Raw genomic sequence first — 17,677 nt, forward strand, 5'->3', positions numbered from 1 at the left:
ACTGCTAGGGTGTCCGCCTTCAAAATGGAATGCTGTCCGCCATCATCGTGGAAGGGTGTCCGCGATGACGGTGGAACGCTGTCCGCCATCAGCATGGAATCGTGTCCGCCATCGCGTGGAATACGCACCATGCCCATCCCCGAGACCTGTCCTTGCCAGCCGACCAACCCCTATGGTCGCAGCAAGCTCAGGGTGGAGGACCTGCTGCGCGATCTGTGTGCCTCTGACCCGCGCTGGAGTGTTGCGCTACTGCGCTACTTCAATGCCGTGGGCGCGCACGAAAGTGGCCTGATCGGCGAGGACCCGACCGGCGCCCCCAACAATCTTTTGCCCTACATCGCCCAAGTGGCAGTGGGCAGGCGGGTGGAGCTTTCGGTGTTTGGCGACGACTACCCGACGCCCGATGGCACCGGCGTGCGGGACTACATCCATGTGATGGACTTGGCCGAGGGCCATTTGCGTGCCTTGGGCGCACTGTACGACCGCGTTGGTGCGCGCGTGTGGAACCTGGGCACCGGCAAAGGCCACAGCGTGCTCGAGATGATCCAGGCCTTCGAGGCTGCCAGTGGCAAGCCTATTGCGTACCGCATATCGCCCCGGCGCCCCGGCGACATCGCCACCAGCTTCGCCGACCCCGCCAAGGCGCAACGCGATTTGGACTGGAAGACCATCCGCGGGTTGCAGGAGATGGTGCGCGATGCATGGCGCTGGCAGTCCTTGAACCCGAATGGGTTCAAGGGGTAGGGCGGCGCGGCGTGCGCACGGGGGCAGGGCTTGCCTCAAAGCGTGAGCCCTCATAAACTCCTTACCTCAAAGTAAGGAAATGGAGTGTTAGATGTCAACTGCCACAATCACATCCAAAGGTCAGATAACCATTCCCGTGAGCGTCCGTGACGACCTCAAGCTCGATGCGGGCGATAAGGTGGAGTTTGTGCACATCGCGCCAGGCCGCTACGAGCTGGTGGCATCAACCCATGAGGTCACCGCCTTGAAAGGCATGTTCGGGCGGACCAGCAAGCCAGTTTCTATTGAGGACATGAACGCGGCCATCGCTCTGCGTGCGGGGGCGGCAAGGTGATTGGCCTCGATACCAACGTCCTGGTGCGCTACATCATGCAGGACGACCCCGAGCAGTCCGCAAAGGCCAGTCTGCTCATTGAATCGCTGGATCGAGACCGGCCTGGTTTTATCTCGACGGTTGCCGTGGTGGAGTTGTACTGGGTGCTTACCGCGTCGTACGCACTGACTGGCCAGCAGGTGGCGCAGGCCTTGGACGCCATTTTGCGAACCAAGCAATTCGTGGTGGAGCGGGCTGATCAGGTCACGCGCGCTTTGCGGCTGTTTAACCAAGGCGGAGCAGATTTCGCGGATTGCTTGATTGGCAGCGCCGCCACCGCCGCTGGGTGCGACAGCACGATGACCTTTGATGTCAAGGCGTCCAAGCACGCCGGCATGACGCTCATCTCCTGACTTGGTTCTGCCACATACCTGGGGCACACTGCCGATTTTTCTCAGGCTCAATTTCACGGAGATGACATGAAGGTTTTTCACACAGTAGCGCGCCGCACGGTGCTCTTGGGTGCTGTACTGGCTGCGGCGGGTCACGGTTTGGCGTGGGCGCAGGCGGGTGCAGCGGCGTATCCGGAGCGGCCGGTCAAGATCGTGGTGCCGTTTGCGCCCGGCGCTGGCACCGATGCCATGGGGCGGCTGATGGCGCAGAAGCTGGGCGAGGCGCTGGGTGCCAGCTTCGTGGTGGAGAACCGCACCGGCGCCTCGGGCGCGATTGGCACACAGCACGTGGCGCAGCAGCCCGCCGATGGCTACACCCTGCTGTTGGTCGCGTCGCCGTTCACCACCGTGGCGGCGTCCTTGCCAAATGCGGGCTATGACCCGCTCAAAAGCTTCACCCCGGTGGGCATGATCGCCAGCGGTCCACTGGTGTGGGCCGCAAACAAAGACCTGCCCGCCAACACCATGCAAGAGTTGGTGGCCCTGGCCCGCCAAAAGCCCGGCGCGCTCAACTACGGCTCCGCCGGCGCGGGTGGCGTCAACCACTTGGTGTTGGAGTTGCTCAAGGTGAAAACCGGCACCTTCATCACCCACATTCCCTACCGCGGCGTGGCTCCGGCGGCGGTCGACATGGTGGCCGGCCAGGTGCAGTTGGTCACCGGCACCATCCCCGCGCTGCTGCCGCTGATCAAAGATGGCCGCATCAAACCTTTGGCCGTCACCAGCGCGCGGCGCTCACCAGCCTTGCCCGAGGTGCCCAGCATGTCGGAGGCGGGCTTCCAGGGCTTTGACGTACTCAACTACTTTGCACTCGCCGCACCTGCAGGCACGCCGCCCGCTGTCATCGAGAAACTCAACGCAGCGCTCAACAAAGTGGTGGCGCTGCCTGATGTGGTGGCGCGCTTCAAGGTCGACGCTGTCGAGGCCATGCCTGGCACACCTGCCACACAAGCCCGCTTTATCGAGGCCGACTACCAAGCTTGGCGTGAGGTGGTGCGCACCCAAAAGTTGGTGCTGGAGTAAAGCAGCGCCGCGACACTGGGCCAATGCGTGGCCCATGCAGCACGCGCGGCACAAAGCAGTACCGCGGGAGTGGCAAAAAAGCGACGGCGGGCGCAGATTCTTGCGGCAAAATGCCCGCAAACGAACGAGCTACGAGGTAGACGCACCGCTTGTAGTGTTCCGACCAGCTCGTATTGGCTTTTGCGTACTGCACCGGATGTGGGATAGGGATTGAACAGATGAAAACCTGTGTTGTTCGACTGGCTCTTGCTTTGCCAGCGCTCTTGTGGTGTGGAGCGACATTTGCACAAGTTCCAACAGATACGAACGTGGTTGTTCCGGATGTATGGGACTTGGTATCCACAACAGGTCCCGACGCCTCCGATTTCGCTGCGAGGTGCACGGGCATGCCTCCAGCTGAATTGCAGAAAATGATCAAAGAAGCGGGAAGCGATTCAAACGTTACACACCGGGGGGCAAATCGCATCAACCCCTATTTGATTATCAACTCAAAAAGTATAGTGTGTGTGAAAACGTCAGCCAAAGGTTTTCCAATTCTTCCCATTGAAGTTTTTCGAAATACGGTTCGATTCAATGACATGACCCCTGACCAAGAAAAGGGCTTGTGGACATTTATATCGACCGAACTCTCGCTAAAGGGAGCTGCAGTTGCTTTGGTAAAGAACAGCGCCGGAAATGCTGTGCAGGTTGTTTATCTTTTTTCTAGCCATAACCCATCGCGCGTCTATTATCAAGGGACATTCCTTCGTGCCACGGAGTTCAATGAGTCAAACTACCAAGCCGTTTTCTATTCACCCGGCAATGTGACCACAACATCTCGCGGTAGGTATTCTGAGAATTACAAGTTTATTCACGACATCGATTAATTTTTCACTCGGAGATACTGATGCCTTCAATTCAAAGATTTGTTTCCATTGTCCTCGCAGCGGTGGCTTTAGGTGCATTGGTTGGCTGCGCTAACGATGTCAAGAAGCGTACTGACGGGTACATTCGGCCTGCGTCCAGTGCAAGCGTAAAGTTTTACGTTCCGGCGACTTTGCCTCTTTCTATCAGGAGTTCTAGCCCAATCAATGAACTCGATCGTGTGCTTGCAAGAGAGCAAACTCGTTCGATGCTCAGGCTGATCGAAACTGAGTTGAATTCGCGGTTTGCTGCAGCTGTGAGTCAAGGAGGTATCAAGTCCGGCGATGACTTGGTTATTGCCGTTGACGTCGAAAGCCTGGAATATCGCTTTGGACCGGGTGGAGTATTCAATGTGCGGGCCATATACAAGAATCCACCTGCTGGTTCCGCGGTGTGGTCATTTGAGCTCACGCCGGGCGTCTTTCCATCGCCTCAGCAGGCCGCATCGGAGATTTCTAGCAGGATCATGCGCGAGATCCAATCCACCAGCATGATCGGCCCGCCAGTAAAGAAGTGACTTTTTATTCCTCGCATTTGTGCGCCAGCCGAGCTGCAACCGCGGGAACAGCGTGGTGCGCTGAAGGTGCTCGCAGGCGTATTGGCTTTGCAGTCGCTGCCCTGGATGGAAGCTGTTCAGGGGCGCTAAAGCTGATCGATGCCGTTACCCGCCGCAGCCGATCCACCAGCCTCGCTGGGAAGTGAAAACCGGTCGGTCGTGCGGGTATAGAAGCTGGCACCAAAGCGTGCCACTGGTGCGTATTCGCGCAGGTTGACGCGCCAGGCATGGGTGTCGATCAAGCCATCGCGTGCAACCAGCCAGCGCACACGCCCAATGAAGACGTAGCGGCTTTCGGTTGCCAGGGTTTCATGCAACACACATTCAAAGGCGACCGGCGCCTCCTGGATGCGCGGTGGCGCCACCGTGCGCGAGGGCACTGGCGTTAAGCCCACGGCGCTGAGTTCGCTCACATTGGATGGAAACGCATGTCCGCAGGCATGCATTTTTTCTGCCATGGGCTCGTCCGACATATGCACCACAAACTCTTGGTTGTGCAAGATGTTGGCGGCGGTGTCTTTCATCCGGCCATCGCTGAGCCGGTTGATGCTGATCATCAGGATGGGCGGGTCTTCCCCCACCATGTTGAACATGGAAAACGGTGCGGCGTTGGCCACGCCGTTTTCCCCGATCGTGGTGACCAAAGCAATCGGTCTGGGGACGATCAGACTGGCCATCAGCTTGTAGCGCTGGTAGCCGGTGATTTCCTCAAAGTTAACTTCGGTCATGGTGCTTGGCGACTATACGATCACCTCCACCTTGGCGCGCTTGGCCACTGCAGTCCAGGTCGAAATTTGTGACCGAATGAGTTTGACGAACTCGTCGCCCGTCACAGGGTCTTTGCGTGGCAGGGTTTGCAAGTCCGACAAGCGGGCAGCGATGTCGGGCTTGGCCAGTATCTCTGGCACCAAGGCGGTCAGGCGTTGCACGATGGGCGCAGGCAGGCCGCTGGGCCCCGACAGACCCAGCCATTGCGAGCCAGCCAGCGAAGGAAAGCCTTGCTCCGCAAACGTAGGAATGTTGGGGAATGCTGGCAAGCGCGCTGGCGTCGACACACCCAAGGCGCGCAGGGAGCCTGCTTTGAGCTGCGTCACGTTGGTGGTTACGGGGTCGAACACGCTGTCGATCAGGCCGCCCATCAAGTCTTGCATGGCGGGTGCACTGCCTTGGTAGGGCACGTGGTCGTGCTCTTTGGCCTGACCATCAATCTTGAGCAACTCGCCAAACAAGTGGTTGGCCGAACCGATGCCAGACGAGCCATAGCGCACCGGTTTGGTCTTGGCCGCTTCGACATACTGCGCCAGCGTTTGGTAGGGCGAGTTGCCGCGCACGATGAGCATCATCGGTGCCTCGACCAGCATGGCCATGTGGGTGAAATCGTCTACTGGATTGAACGGCATGGTTTTGCGCGTGGCCGTCGCGTAGATGTGGACCGAGGCGTGGCTGACCAGCAGCGTGTAGCCATCTGCGGGCTGCTTGGATGCCCAGTCGGTGCCAATCAATCCACCGGCACCGGCGCGGTTGTCGACCACCACCGATTGGCCCAGGGCCTGCTGTAGATGCGGGGCCATCAATCGCGCCACCGTATCGACCAGACCGCCCGGCGGGTACTGCACAGCCAAGCGGATCGGGCCGCGGGTGGGCCACGCGGGGCTTTGGGCCGCAACCCAAGAAGGCACGGCGAGGCTGCTGGCAGCGGCACTGGCGATCAGTAAATCGCGACGTTTCATACAACACTCCAAATAAGTTGAATACACTGATTCATGCTTGCGCGTTGGCGACATGCCCACGCAAGTTGCACAGAGCAATATCAATGCCAGATCTGGTCGCAGCAAGTTGGTTCGAGTTGCACCTGCATTTGTACCCAAGACGCCGCTTGGCTTGACGACGATGGAAACCACACAAAAGCGCCTGCTCCTCATCAACCCGAACACCACGGTCGCGGTGACACAACGCCTGACTGCGTTCCTGCAAGATGCATTCCCCAATTCGATGCATCTGGATGCGGTGACGGCCAACTTTGGTGCCCGCTACATTGCCTGTGAAGCCAGCCACGCGGTGGCGGCGCATGCCGCGCTCGACAGTTGGGCGCAATACGTGGCCAGCGCCGGCGCGCCCGATGGCGTGCTGATTGGGTGCTTTGGCGACCCGGGCCTCTTTGCGCTGAGGCAATCGAGCGCCTGCCCAGTCACTGGCTTGGCCGAGGCGTCATTCATGGAGGCTGCTGCCCATGGAGCGTTTGCAGTGGTGACCGGTGGGCAGCGCTGGAAGCCCATGCTCAGCCGCCTGGCGCACAACCTGGGCTTTGGACAGCAGCTCCACCACATTGAAATCGTGCAGCCCACTGGCGCACAGCTGATGGCCGACCCCACGATGGCCTTGGCATGCCTGGGCGCTGCCTGTGATGCTGCTCAGGCGAAGGGCGTGCAGGCCATCATCATCGGCGGGGCAGGCCTGGCAGGTTACGCGCAATTACTGCAAGCCCGCAGCGCGGTGCCCTTGATCGACAGCGCGGCAGCGGGCGTGCGCGTCTTGCTAGGCGGTGGTCTGCCAGAGGCTACGGGCCGCAACGGCTTCGATGCGGACTGGGGTACGGTGTCAGCGCCTATGCAGGCGCTGAAAATTCGCTGATTCGCCGCACCGCCAGCGCGTATTGCGCAAGGCGGCACAAGGCGTCGCAAGGTCAGGCCTTCGGGTCCTGCTCCAACGGCACCTCGGGCGTGAGCACCGGACCGGTTCCGCTGAAGCGGTCTAGCAGCAGGTAGAGCACCGGGGTGATGAACAAGGTGATGGCCTGCGAAAACACCAGTCCACCCACCACCGCCAGGCCCAAGGGCTGACGCAGTTCGGCGCCAGCGCCGATGCCCATCGCAATGGGAAGCGCACCCATCAGCGCGGCCATGCTGGTCATCATGATGGGGCGAAAGCGCAGCACGCAGGCTTCGCGGATAGCTTCGCGCGGCGTCATGCCGTGGTGGCGCTGGGCGTCCAGCGCAAAGTCGATCATCATGATGGCGTTCTTCTTGACGATGCCGATGAGCAGCACAATGCCGATGGTGGCAATCAGCGTCAGGTCCTGGCCAAACAGCATCAGCGTGGCCAGCGCGCCCACCGCCGCCGAGGGCAGGCCGGCAAGAATCGTCAGCGGGTGGATGTAGCTTTCGTACAAAACCCCCAGCAGCACATAGATGACCAAAATGGCCGAGATGATCAAGATGGCCTGGCTGCCTTGTGAGTCTTTGAACACCGCCGCGTCACCGCCGTAGCTGGTGATGACCGAGGCGGGCAAGCCGATGGCGTCCCGCGCGGCGTCGATGCGGGCGGTGGCATCGCCCAGGGCTGCGCCGGGTGCGAGGTTGAAGGACACGGTGACCGCCTGCAGCTGCCCCACGTGGTTGATGGCGGTGGGGCCCACGCTGCGCTCCACCGTGGTGAAGGCAGACAAGGGAACCAGCGTGCCGGTGGAGGAGCGCACATAAACAGACCCCAAAGCAGCTTCGTCTTGCTTGGCGTCCGGTGCGACTTCCATGATCACTTGGTAGCTGTCGATGGGCAGGTAGATGGTGGACACCTGGCGCTCGCCAAACGCGCTAAACAGGGCGCTGCGAATCGCCTCGATGGACACGCCCAGCGCATTGGCGCGGTCGCGGTCGATCTTGAGCTGGGCTTGCAGACCGCGCAGCTGGGCGTCGCTGGTCACGTCCCTGAAGAGCGGGTCGGCGCGCAGCTGTTCTTGCAACTTGGTGGCCCAGACGTTGAGCTCATCGGCTTTGACGCTTTGCAAGATGTACTGAAACTGCGCCTTGCTCTGGCGCCCGCCGAGCTGCAGGTTTTGGGTGGCACGCATGAACACGTTGAGGCCGACGATGCCACGCAGTTTTTTGCGCAGGCCTTCAATCACTTTTTTGGCCGGTTCGCGCTCGCTGGCGGGCTTGAGGGTGACGAACATGCGGCCGGTGTTTTGGCTGCTGCCACCCACCGCAGCGACCACCGTGGCCACATTGGGATCGGCGCGAATGACGTTGGCCGCGAGCTCTTGCAGGCGCACCATTTCGGTAAACGACACGTCTTCGGCGGCCTCGGTTTGCACCTGGATCTGGCCAATGTCTTCCTCGGGGAAAAAGCCCTTGGGAATGACGATAAACAACCAGGCGGTGGCCACAAAAGTCGCTGCGGCTACGGCCAGCACGGTGTTGCGGTGGCGCAAGGCCCAGTCGAGCATGTGGGTGTAGCCCGCCAGCAATGCGTTGAAGCCCGTCTCAAAACTGCGCACCACGGCACCGGGCGGCTTTTTGTGGCCTTCATCGGTCAAAAACTTGCTGGCCAGCATGGGCACCAAGGTGAGCGACACAAAGGCCGACACCACAATCGCCAGCCCCACCACTACCGCGAACTCATGGAACAGCAGTCCGATGACGCCGGGCATGAAAAAGATGGGGATGAAGACCGCAATCAGCGAGGTCGAAATCGAGATGATGGTGAAGCTCACCTCGCGCGCGCCACGCAGCGCCGCCTGGAACGGCGGCTCACCGCGCTCCACGTGGCGGATGATGTTTTCCAGCACCACGATCGCATCGTCCACCACCAAGCCGACCGCCAGCGTCAGGCCCAGAAGCGAGATGTTGTCCAGGCTGTAGGACAGTCCCCACAGCAGCGCCACCGCCCCCACCAGCGACACCGGCAGCGACAGCGCCGGAATGACGGTGGCCACAAATCGGCGCAAAAACAAAAAGATGACCAGCACTACCAGCACGATGGTGCCAATCAGCGTCAGGCCCACGTCGTGCAGCGCCTCACGGATGGACAGCGAGCGGTCGTTCAAAGGAGTGAGCGACACCGATTGCGGCAACTGGCTTTGCAAAGCGGGCAGGGCGGCGCGGATCAGGTCCACCACCTGCACCGTGTTGGCGCCAGGCTGGCGCAGCACCGCCAGGGTGATGGAGGGTTCACCGTTGAAGGTGGCCCAGCTCTTGAGCGACTCCACACTGTCTTCCACCTTGGCCACATCGCGCAGCCGCACCGGGTTGCCGCCCCGGTTGCTGATGATGAGGCCCTCAAACTCTTCTGCATTGCGCAGTTGCCGGTTGGCTTGCAGCACCAGCGTTTGGCGGGGGCCCTCGAGCGTACCCACCGGGGTGTTGACGTTGGCCGCGCGCAGGGCTGCAGACACTTCGTCCAGCCCAATGTTGCGCACCGCCAGCGCTTGTGGGTCGATGCGCACCCGCACCGCATAGCGCCGCGAGCCAAAGGTGGTGACTTGGGCCACGCCCGTCACGGTGGACAGCGTGGGTGCAATCAGGTGGTCCGCATATTCCTGTAGGTCGGAGGGTGACAGCGAGGGCGAGCGCAGCGAGATCAACAGAATGGGTGCATCGGCCGGATTGACCTTGCGGTAGGACGGCGGGTTGGTCATGTCCTGCGGCAGCGCGCGCTGGGCCCGCAACAAGGCGGCCTGCACATCGACCGCCGCAGCGTCGATGCTGCGCGACTCTTCGAACTCCAGCGTCAGCGAGGTGCTGCCCAGCGTGCTGGTGGAGCTGATGGTTTTGAGCCCGGGCACCGTCTGGAACTGCTTTTCTAGCGGCAGCGCCACCGAGCTGGCCATGGTCTCCGGGCTGGCACCGGCCAGCGAGGCCGAGACGTTGATGACGGGCGTGTCGTAACTGGGAAGCGCCGCCACCGGGATGTTCAAGTAGCCGATGACGCCCGCGGCCACGATGGCCAGGTTGAGCAGCACCGTCATCACCGGACGGCGGATAAACAGTTCGGAGATGTTCATGGCGCGCTGGCCTTGCTGGCGGTGCCAGTTGCAGCCGCTGGCGCTGCGCCAGAGGAGGGCGATGCAGCACCTGTCGAACTGCCGCTCGGGGCACCGGCCGGTGCATCCGCCGAGGCGCCCGGCGACGGGGCAGACGCTCCCGCCGCAGGTTTGCCGCCTTTGCCGTCTTGCGCCTCACGCGGGCGCTCTACCACGGGCGAGTTAGGCCGCAGGTTTTGCTTGCCTTCCAGCACAACAACCTCTCCCGGCTTGAGGCCCGTGACGGCTGCATTGCCGCCCTCCGAATACACCACTTTGATGGGGCGCAGCACCGCCTTGCCGTCTTGCACCGCGTACACGATGGTGCCACGCGCGCTCTGAATGACCGCCGTTTGGGGCAGCACCACCGCGTCTTTGAGCAGGCCCACCGTCTGGCTGACCTGCACGAAGGCGCCGGGCCACAGCGCGAAGTTTTTGTTGGCGAACTCCGCCTTGGCCTTGACGGTGCCGGAGTTCGGGTCCACTTGGTTGTCCACAAACTGCAGCCGGCCCTTGAAGCTGCCGCCGTTGTCGGCCAGCGTGGCGTTCACCTCAGAGCCACCGCCCTTAAGGGCGGACAGCGCGTCGGGTAGGTTGCGCTGGGGAATGCTGTAGGCCACTGCGATCGGATCGAGCTGGGTGATGGTGACCAGCGGCGTGGTGTTGGCCTGCACCGCGCTGCCCGCCGACACATTGACGGCACCTGCGCGACCCGATTGCGGCGCGTTGATACGGCCATAGGACAACGTCACCCGCACTGCATCGATGGCCGCCTGGTCGGCTGCCACGGTCGCGGTCTGGGCATCCACCTGCGCTTGGGCGGTGTCGACCGCGCCTTGCGAGACAAAGTTCTGGGCAAACAATTGGCGCGCGCGCTCGAGCTGGCGCCGGGCATCGGCCAGCGCGGCGCTGTCTTTGGCAAGCTGGGCGCGGGCTTTGGCGAGGTTGGCTTCGTCCACCCGGGTGTCCAAGGTGAATAGCAATTGGCCCGACTTGACGAACTGGCCTTCAGTGAAATGCACTTTGCTGACGGTGCTGCTGAGCTGAGCCCGCACGTCCACGCTGCGGATGGGGGCCACCGTGCCGCTCGCTTTGAGGGTCACGGGCATATCGCGCTTTTGCGCCTTGACGGTAGTAATGGACACCGGTGGCTGGGGTGCCGAAGCGCCAGCGGCGGGTGCGCTAGCGGCAGCGCCGCTCGATGCGCCGCCGGGAGCGCTGGCTGAAGCTGCGGGGCCCGCCGATGCATTCGGTTTGTCTGAGCAAGCCGCCAGCAGGGTGGCGATGAGAAGGGTCCAGGGTAACAAGCGGCGTGCAGTGGTCATGGTGCTCCAGCGATGTGGGGGGTCTAGTCTTTGGCGCCCAGTGCCAACGCCCGTTCGCGTGAGGCAGTCCGAGCGGTGTCGTCGGGTGGTTGGGTGGGCCAACCTTGCAAGTGGTTCTGGCTGATGGCCCCCAGTGCGGCTATCCAATCCGGCGCGTCGTTGAGGCAGGCGATGTAGTGAAACGCTTTGCCACCGGCGTTCAGAAACGCGTGGCGGCCTTCCATGTTGATTTCTTCCAAGGTTTCCAGGCAGTCGCTGGTAAAGCCAGGGCAAACCACATCCACCCGCGCGACACCGGCTTGACCTAAGGCGATCAGCGTGGGTTCGGTGTAGGGTTCGAGCCACTTGGCGCGGCCCAGGCGCGATTGGAAGGTCACCTTGAACTGGTCGGCAGCCAGGCCGAGCTGCTGCGCCAACAGCCGCGCGGTTTTGAAGCACTCGCAGTGGTAGGGGTCGCCCAGGTGCAGGGTGCGCTCAGGCACGCCATGGAAACTCATCACCAACTGGTCGGGGCGCCCGTGCTCCTGCCAGTGCGCCTGGATGCGCCCGGCCAATGCGGCGATGTAGCCTGCATCGTCGTGGTAGTGGTTGACGAACCGCAGCTCCGGGATGGTGCGGGTGCGCTTGGCCCAGTCGTACACCGCGTCGAACACGCTGGCGGTGGTGGTGGCCGAGTACTGCGGGTAGGCCGGCACCACCAGAATGCGGGTGACGCCGTCGGCCTTCATGGCGTCAAGCTGGGTGGAAATTGCGTTGCTGCCGTAGCGCATGGCCGATCGCACCCGCACCGCGTGGCCTTGCGCCTGCAGCCGGTCTTGCAGCAGCGCGGCCTGCTTGTCGGTCCATAGTCGTAGCGGGGAACCCTCGGGGGTCCAGATGCTGGCGTACTTGGCAGCCGACTTGGCCGGTCGCACCCGCAAGATGATGCCGTGCAGGATGGCCAGCCACACCAGCCGGGGAATCTCGACCACCCGGTCGTCGCTCAAGAACTCGGCCAGATAGCGCCGCACCGCCTTCGGCGTGGGCTCGTCCGGCGTGCCCAGATTGCACAGCAGCACCTCGGTGCGCGCTGGCTGGCCGTGGGAGTAGGGGGGCTCTTTGGAAACGGGCATGCGGTATTCTCCCGCACATATGCTGGATATTTCGCGAATCAGGGCGATTAGCCTGGACCTGGATGACACCCTGTGGCCGATTTGGCCCACCATCGCCCGGGCCGAAGAGCGTCTGCAACAGTGGCTGAGCCAGCATGCACCCCCTACCGCCACCTTGTTTGCCGACCCGGATCTGCGACTTGGTCTGCGCGAGGTGGCTTTAGAGCGTCTGCCGCACTTGGCGCACGATCTCAGCGCCATTCGCCAGGAGATGATTCGTCTTGGGCTAGAACGCAGCGGCGCCGACCCCAGCTTGGCCTGCGACGCATTTGCGGTGTTTTTTGCAGCCCGTATGGAAGTGGACTTGTTCGACGACGCACTGCCCGCGCTGGCGTGGCTGAGCCAGCGCTACCCCGTGGTAGCCCTAACCAATGGCAACGCGGATGTACACCGGGTGGGTATTGGCCACTTCTTTACAGCCAGCCTCAGCGCACGTGAGGTGGGTGTGGGCAAGCCCGATGCACAGATTTTTTTGGCTGCAGCCCAAAGATTGGGACTCTTGCCCGAGCAGATATTGCATGTGGGCGACGACGCGGTGCTCGATGTGGTGGGTGCCCAAGGCGTCGGCATGCAAACGGTGTGGATCAACCGCGACGAAGCCCCTTGGGGCCAGCACCCGCCACCGGACGCCACCGTCAGCAGCATGTCTGTGTTGTGCGATTTGCTTTCCGACCCTGGCCGCGGACCGGCGCTATAGATCGGCGGGTTGCAGCGGCTCTTTACAGCGGTGGCTGCAGTGTGAGCGTGCTTCGGGTGTGTTTGGAAATGTCTTGCGGCGCCAGCCACATGGGTGCATAGCCGCCCGTCAGGTAGCGTTTGGACTGGTCTGCGTGGTGCCGGTCCATGGGCACACCGCTTTGTCCCAGCGGTCCCATGGCCTCGCCTTGGCCGGGGTTGCCAAAGTCGACGAGTTTGCGGGCTGCGGGCCCGGCCGTGGCGGCCCAAGGACCGGGCCCCAGCGGGCCCCACACGGTGTTCGGGGCCTCGCGCCCGCCGGGCAGCGCAAAGGGTCCCACATTCAGCATCCAAGCCAGCGGCGTCTGTCGACCTAAGGGGTGGCGGTGGGTCAAGCTGTGGTTGTGGCCCCAGGTCCACTCCGTCAGGTGGGTTCCGTACAGCGCTTGCAGGTGGCTAAAGGTGCGCGACCAAGCGATGCGCACGATCTCGAACCGGTTTTCTTGCTGGGGCGTGCGCACATCGTCCCACCACGCCGACTGGACTTGCGTTAGAAGGGCAGGTAGCGCGTGGTCCAGCGCTGGGCTGGCCAGCAGGTTGGCAAACTGCATCGCACCAAGCTCATCGGCGAACGCAGCATTTGCCAGCTCGAAACTGAACTGCCTAAACAGCGTGGGCGCGATGCCGTTGGTGGTGTAGCAACCATCCCACTTTTGTAGCGGCTCCAAGAAAGCTCGCTCGTTGTCATCGGTCACTACGGCCTCCAACAACGGCAAGGCCGAACGCAGTACGCGCTCGGGGTAGCCTGTGCACACGTCGAGCTGCAACTTCTTTGCGGTGTCGAGGGTCCAGACGGTGGCGGGGTCGCTAAGAAGCTGATCGAGCCATGCAAAGCGGTCACCCAGTAGGTAGTCGCCTGGCACTGGCACGCCCGTGCCGCTTTGCGGCAGGTTGTCGGCTGCCACCAGGTAGCCGCGGGCGGGGTTCTCCTCGTGCGGGTTGAAGCTGAAGTGGTAGTCACCCGCCTTCTCCGCCTCGCCTCGGCCTGCATCCAGCACAAACATCGGGTTGACGCCGCCTGGGCGCTGGGTAATGCGGCCCACCGCCCACCAAGCGATGTCGCCTTTGGCGCCGGCCCAGACAAGGTTCATGCCCGGTGAATGCATCTGGCTGGCGGCGTCGCGGGCGCGTTCCAAGGTGTTGGCCCGGTTGAGCGCATACCAAGCACTAAAGAGGGTGTCGGACTGGTAGAAGTTCCACCACAGCGCCAGCGGCGTGCGTCCTGCGGCATCTTGAAACGCGTCGCTGATGACCGGCCCGTGCGGCGCGGTGCGCAAGCGCAAGTGGATGCTAGGCGCATTCTTGACCGCAATCGTTTCGTTGCGCACCTTCAGGTCCACCCATTGCTCTTGGTGCCAGACCTGGTTGGGGTTGCTGGGGTTGGGCTTTTCCGCGACAAGGTCGATCTCGTCGTTGTGCAACATGGTCAGTGTCCAGCCGAAGTCCTGGTTGTGGCCCAACAGGGCAAAAGGCATCAGCGCCTGAAAATGCCCGTACAGCGTAAATCCCGGCGCGCTGAGGTGGGCTTCGTACAGCGAGGCAGGCACCGAGAAGCCCATGTGCGGGTCGCCTGCCAGCAGCGGTTTACCGCTCGCGGTACGTCGACCAGAGACCGCCCAGGCGTTGCCGCTCTGAAAGCGCGGCGCACCCCAGACGGTGCTGGCTTCGCGATTGACCCGCGCCCACTGGTTGAGGCTGCGCCAGTCGCCTTCTGTTAGCGCCACACCTGGGTGCGCGCCTGCTGCGCTGGCTGCAAGGCGGGGTGCCGCCGCGATGCCCTGCGAGCTCCAGTCGGTGCTGAACGCTTCCAGATAACGCACACCGAGTTGGTCGCGAATAAAGGTCATGACCGGTTCGGTCTGAAACGCCGAGCTTGCGCTGTAGGCCCAGTAGCCTGCTATGGCCAAGCTGTCTTCGGGTGTGAAGGGTCGCGGGGCGATGCGCAGCAGGTTGAACTCGACCGGTAGTGGCTGGGTGGCCTGGTATTGATTGACACCGTCTAAGTAGGCCAGCAGCGCCAAGGTCTCTGGGCTGCGCGGGTCCATGGCGGTTGCCATGCGCTTTGCGTGGTGGCGCAGCCCGAGGGCGCGCATCAGGCGGTCGGTGGGGAGTAGGTCGGCACCGAAAATCTCCGCCAGCTCGCCGTTGGCTAAGCGGCGCATCGCCTCCATTTGAAACAAGCGGTCTTGCGCATGCACATAGCCCAAGGCGCGGTAGAGGTCTGCCTCATAGCGGGCTTCGATGTGGGGCACGCCGCGGGCGTCGTACTGTACGGTGACTGGCGCTTGGAGTCTGACCAGTTCGAAGGCGCCATCGCGCACCGGCTGCTTTTTGTGCAGCGTCCAAGCTAAAGACGCCACCATAAACAGCAGCAGCAGGGCCAGCAAACCGACCAAAAGCTTGAGTGTTGTCTTCATGGCGAAGCGGGGTTGCGGCGCAGCGGCGCGCCGTGGGCGCAGTCTAGCTGCGCCGCGGCCACGCCCGCGCGCACCGCACCCTCCAGCGTCGCGGGATAGGGGCCAGCGGTGTAGTCGCCGCAGGCCACCAGGCCAGGTGCGACGGCTTGCATCGGGCGGCGCAGTGCGGGCGTGCAGGCAAATGTGGCCTGCTTTTCCACCACGGTTTGCACTGGCATGAGCGTGTTGCCGTTCAAATGATCCGCAAGCTGCGCCTGGGCTTGCGCCAAAACCTGCTGTTGCACCGTAGCGCGGTCGGCCCGGCTGGCGCTGACTACCAAGGCCAGCAGACCCTCTGGGCCACCGAGTTGGCCGCGGTCGAATACGAACTGGGCCGGGTGCTCTGCGTTGCAGCGCAGTGCCAGCATCGGGGCGGGCAGGCGTACGCCGTTGGCGTGGGCGTACACCGTGGTGATGGCCTCGTACTGCAAAGCCTGGGTGCAGGTGGCCCAGTCGCCCAGTGCGGCTGCCAGCGCAGAGGGGCTGCGGGCTGCGGCAACGGCCAAGGCTTGCGCTGCCGACCTGGGGCCAGTGGCCCAAATGACCGCATCAAATGGCGCACCATCAACCTGCCAGCCCGGCGTGCTGGGCCTGGGCCAGTCTGGCGCGCTGGGCTTTGTGGCGGCATCTGCGTGGGTGGCCGCGGGGGGCAACGCCCATCGAAGATCCGAAACACGGTGCCCTAGGTGCAGCACCGCACCCCGGTGCAACAACCAGCGGGAAGCTGCGTCTGGGAACAACGCACACAGGTCGACTTGAGGCAGCAACAGATTCGAGCTTGCGGGGCCGCCCAGTAGCGCGTCTCGGAGCACCCGGAGAAACACGGCACCACTGGCTTGGTGACTGGGCGTGTTCAGCGCCGAAACGCACAGAGGTTCGATCAGCGTCTCCATGGCACGTGGGCTTACCGTTTGGCAAAGCAGGGCCACGGTGTGTGTGGGGGGGCAGGAAAAACCTTGCAGTTGCCAGCGGGTGGCCGCGCGCAGAAGTGTCCATTTGTCGTATGCCGACCAGCCTGGCAGGGTAAGTAGACCCCACAGCAGGTTGAGTGGATACCCCCGCGCTCCCAGGCGCAGGCCCTGGCCGTCTGGGAATTGCATTCTCAGCGGCATGCGGTACAGCGCCTGCGCGAGGTCCACGCCGACCAAGCGCAGCAGCGCCAGCGTCTGCGTGTAGGCGCCGATCAGAATGTGCTGGCCGTTGTCCAGCACGACAGGGCTGCCATCGGGCAATTGGCAGTGCAAGGCCCGGGCGCGTCCACCCAAGGTGCGCGCGGACTCAAAGACATGGACTTGGTGGCCGGCTTGCGTGGCAGTGACCGCCGCCGCCAGCCCGGCCCAGCCAGCCCCGATTACCGCGACCCGCACGGTGCAAGGGCTTTCACATGCGCCCCAGCGCCTGGACTTTCCAAGCGAGCCAGAGTTTGCGCAGCGGTGTCAGGCGCACCCGTTGGTGTAGCACCTGGAAGTCGTCGGCTTCGATCTCGCGCAACAGAGTGCGGTAGATGCTGGCCATCATCAGCCCGGGCTTTTGGGCACGGCGGTCCTCGGCGGGCAGCAAGGCCAGTGCCTGGTCGTATAAGCCGTGCGCCCGGCGGGCCTGGAACTGCATCAGCGCGCTGAACTCGGCGCTGTGGCGACGCTGTAGCAGGTCGTTGGCCTTCACTCCGAACTGTTGCAGTTCATTGACTGGCAGGTAGATGCGGCCACGCATGGCATCCTCCCCGACGTCGCGAATGATGTTGGTGAGTTGCAGTGCCTGGCCCAGGGTGTGCGCGTAGGCCGTGGTTTGGGGCTGGGTCTGGCCAAAAATTTGGGCAGCCACCTCGCCAACCACGCCGGCCACTAAGTGGCAGTAGCGGCTCAGATTGGGATAGTCGAGGTAGCGTGTCTGGGTCAAGTCCATTTGGCAGCCTTCAATGACGGCGTGCAGATGCCCGGCGGAGATTCCAAACGGCGCGGCATGGGGCATGAGCGCCAGCAGAACCGGGTGGCTGGCTTGGCCCGCGAAGGCCTTGGTGACTTCGCTGTGCCACCAGGCAAGCTTGGTGGCGGCAACTCCAGCGTCGACCATGTCGTCCACTACATCGTCGACCTCGCGGCAGAAGGCATAAAACGCGGTGATGGCGGCGCGGCGCGGTGGCGGCAAAAACAGAAACGCGTAGTAAAAGCTGCTACCCGAGGAGGCCGCTTTTTGCTGAACATAGTCTTGTGGCGTCATGC

Annotated in this window: 15 protein-coding genes and 1 pseudogene; 8 read left to right on the plus strand and 8 right to left on the minus strand. The window is 63.0% G+C overall.

Annotation, left to right across the window (positions count from 1 at the left end):
- Positions 1 to 123: 123 nt before the first annotated feature.
- From galE to ACILRC_RS05720, 6 genes and pseudogenes are all read left to right on the plus strand, one after another.
- Positions 124 to 744 (plus strand): annotated as a pseudogene (gene galE, locus ACILRC_RS05695) (UDP-glucose 4-epimerase GalE); the annotation flags it as partial.
- A 91-nt stretch (positions 745 to 835) separates the two neighbouring features.
- Positions 836 to 1,078: an AbrB/MazE/SpoVT family DNA-binding domain-containing protein gene (locus ACILRC_RS05700; RefSeq protein WP_395668393.1), complete on the plus strand. Its 243-nt coding sequence runs from the start codon at positions 836 to 838 to the stop codon at positions 1,076 to 1,078.
- On the plus strand, positions 1,075 to 1,470 hold the full coding sequence (locus tag ACILRC_RS05705; protein WP_395668394.1) for a PIN domain-containing protein: 396 nt from the start codon (positions 1,075 to 1,077) through the stop codon (positions 1,468 to 1,470). The genes ACILRC_RS05700 and ACILRC_RS05705 overlap by 4 nt, the downstream gene beginning before the upstream one ends.
- Before the next feature lie 66 nt (positions 1,471 to 1,536).
- Complete coding sequence (locus tag ACILRC_RS05710; RefSeq protein WP_395668395.1) at positions 1,537 to 2,532, plus strand: tripartite tricarboxylate transporter substrate binding protein; 996 nt, start codon at positions 1,537 to 1,539, stop codon at positions 2,530 to 2,532.
- A gap of 218 nt (positions 2,533 to 2,750) precedes the next feature.
- Entirely contained in the window at positions 2,751 to 3,398 is a 648-nt protein-coding gene (locus ACILRC_RS05715) for a hypothetical protein (protein ID WP_395668396.1), read from the plus strand.
- 20 nt (positions 3,399 to 3,418) lie between these two features.
- Positions 3,419 to 3,952 (plus strand): hypothetical protein, encoded by a 534-nt coding sequence (locus tag ACILRC_RS05720; protein ID WP_395668397.1) that lies wholly within the window; start codon positions 3,419 to 3,421, stop codon positions 3,950 to 3,952.
- Positions 3,953 to 4,077: 125 nt separating this feature from the next.
- Here ACILRC_RS05720 and ACILRC_RS05725 read toward each other — a convergent pair whose 3' ends face one another.
- Both ACILRC_RS05725 and ACILRC_RS05730 read right to left on the minus strand, forming a co-directional pair.
- Positions 4,078 to 4,719, minus strand: a complete 642-nt coding sequence (locus ACILRC_RS05725) for a flavin reductase family protein (protein ID WP_395668398.1) — start codon at positions 4,717 to 4,719, stop codon at positions 4,078 to 4,080.
- A gap of 12 nt (positions 4,720 to 4,731) precedes the next feature.
- Positions 4,732 to 5,721, minus strand: coding sequence for a Bug family tripartite tricarboxylate transporter substrate binding protein (locus ACILRC_RS05730; RefSeq protein WP_395668399.1), 990 nt, complete (start codon positions 5,719 to 5,721; stop codon positions 4,732 to 4,734).
- 160 nt (positions 5,722 to 5,881) lie between these two features.
- On the opposite strand from ACILRC_RS05730, the gene ACILRC_RS05735 reads away from it, so the two are divergent.
- Positions 5,882 to 6,622: an aspartate/glutamate racemase family protein gene (locus tag ACILRC_RS05735; protein ID WP_395668400.1), complete on the plus strand. Its 741-nt coding sequence runs from the start codon at positions 5,882 to 5,884 to the stop codon at positions 6,620 to 6,622.
- Between the two features lie 52 nt (positions 6,623 to 6,674).
- Here the strand turns inward: ACILRC_RS05735 and ACILRC_RS05740 are convergent, their stop codons facing one another.
- Genes ACILRC_RS05740 through hemH form a run of 3 tightly spaced genes read right to left on the minus strand, consistent with a single transcriptional unit; the run spans position 6,675 to position 12,225 of the window.
- Positions 6,675 to 9,770, minus strand: a complete 3,096-nt coding sequence (locus tag ACILRC_RS05740; RefSeq protein WP_395668401.1) for an efflux RND transporter permease subunit — start codon at positions 9,768 to 9,770, stop codon at positions 6,675 to 6,677.
- Positions 9,767 to 11,113: an efflux RND transporter periplasmic adaptor subunit gene (locus ACILRC_RS05745; RefSeq protein ID WP_395668402.1), complete on the minus strand. Its 1,347-nt coding sequence runs from the start codon at positions 11,111 to 11,113 to the stop codon at positions 9,767 to 9,769. The genes ACILRC_RS05740 and ACILRC_RS05745 overlap by 4 nt, the downstream gene beginning before the upstream one ends.
- A 23-nt stretch (positions 11,114 to 11,136) precedes the next feature.
- Positions 11,137 to 12,225, minus strand: a complete 1,089-nt coding sequence (gene hemH, locus ACILRC_RS05750; RefSeq protein ID WP_395668403.1) for a ferrochelatase — start codon at positions 12,223 to 12,225, stop codon at positions 11,137 to 11,139.
- Here hemH and ACILRC_RS05755 point away from each other — a divergent pair.
- Positions 12,224 to 12,961, plus strand: a complete 738-nt coding sequence (locus tag ACILRC_RS05755; RefSeq protein WP_395668404.1) for an HAD family hydrolase — start codon at positions 12,224 to 12,226, stop codon at positions 12,959 to 12,961. The two genes, hemH and ACILRC_RS05755, sit on opposite strands and share 2 nt — an antisense overlap.
- Positions 12,962 to 12,983: 22 nt before the next feature.
- Here the strand turns inward: ACILRC_RS05755 and ACILRC_RS05760 are convergent, their stop codons facing one another.
- Genes ACILRC_RS05760 through hpnD form a run of 3 tightly spaced genes read right to left on the minus strand, consistent with a single transcriptional unit; the run spans position 12,984 to position 17,675 of the window.
- Positions 12,984 to 15,416, minus strand: a complete 2,433-nt coding sequence (locus ACILRC_RS05760) for a penicillin acylase family protein (RefSeq protein ID WP_395668405.1) — start codon at positions 15,414 to 15,416, stop codon at positions 12,984 to 12,986.
- A complete protein-coding gene (gene hpnE / locus ACILRC_RS05765; protein ID WP_395668406.1) occupies positions 15,413 to 16,822 on the minus strand; it encodes a hydroxysqualene dehydroxylase HpnE in 1,410 nt (469 codons plus the stop codon). Before hpnE ends, ACILRC_RS05760 begins: the two co-directional genes overlap by 4 nt.
- Before the next feature lie 13 nt (positions 16,823 to 16,835).
- Complete coding sequence (gene hpnD, locus ACILRC_RS05770) at positions 16,836 to 17,675, minus strand: presqualene diphosphate synthase HpnD (RefSeq protein ID WP_395668407.1); 840 nt, start codon at positions 17,673 to 17,675, stop codon at positions 16,836 to 16,838.
- Between the last annotated feature and the right edge of the window lie 2 nt (positions 17,676 to 17,677).

The organism is Rhodoferax sp., from assembly GCF_044236835.1.
Taxonomy (GTDB): Bacteria; Pseudomonadota; Gammaproteobacteria; order Burkholderiales; family Burkholderiaceae_C; genus Allorhodoferax.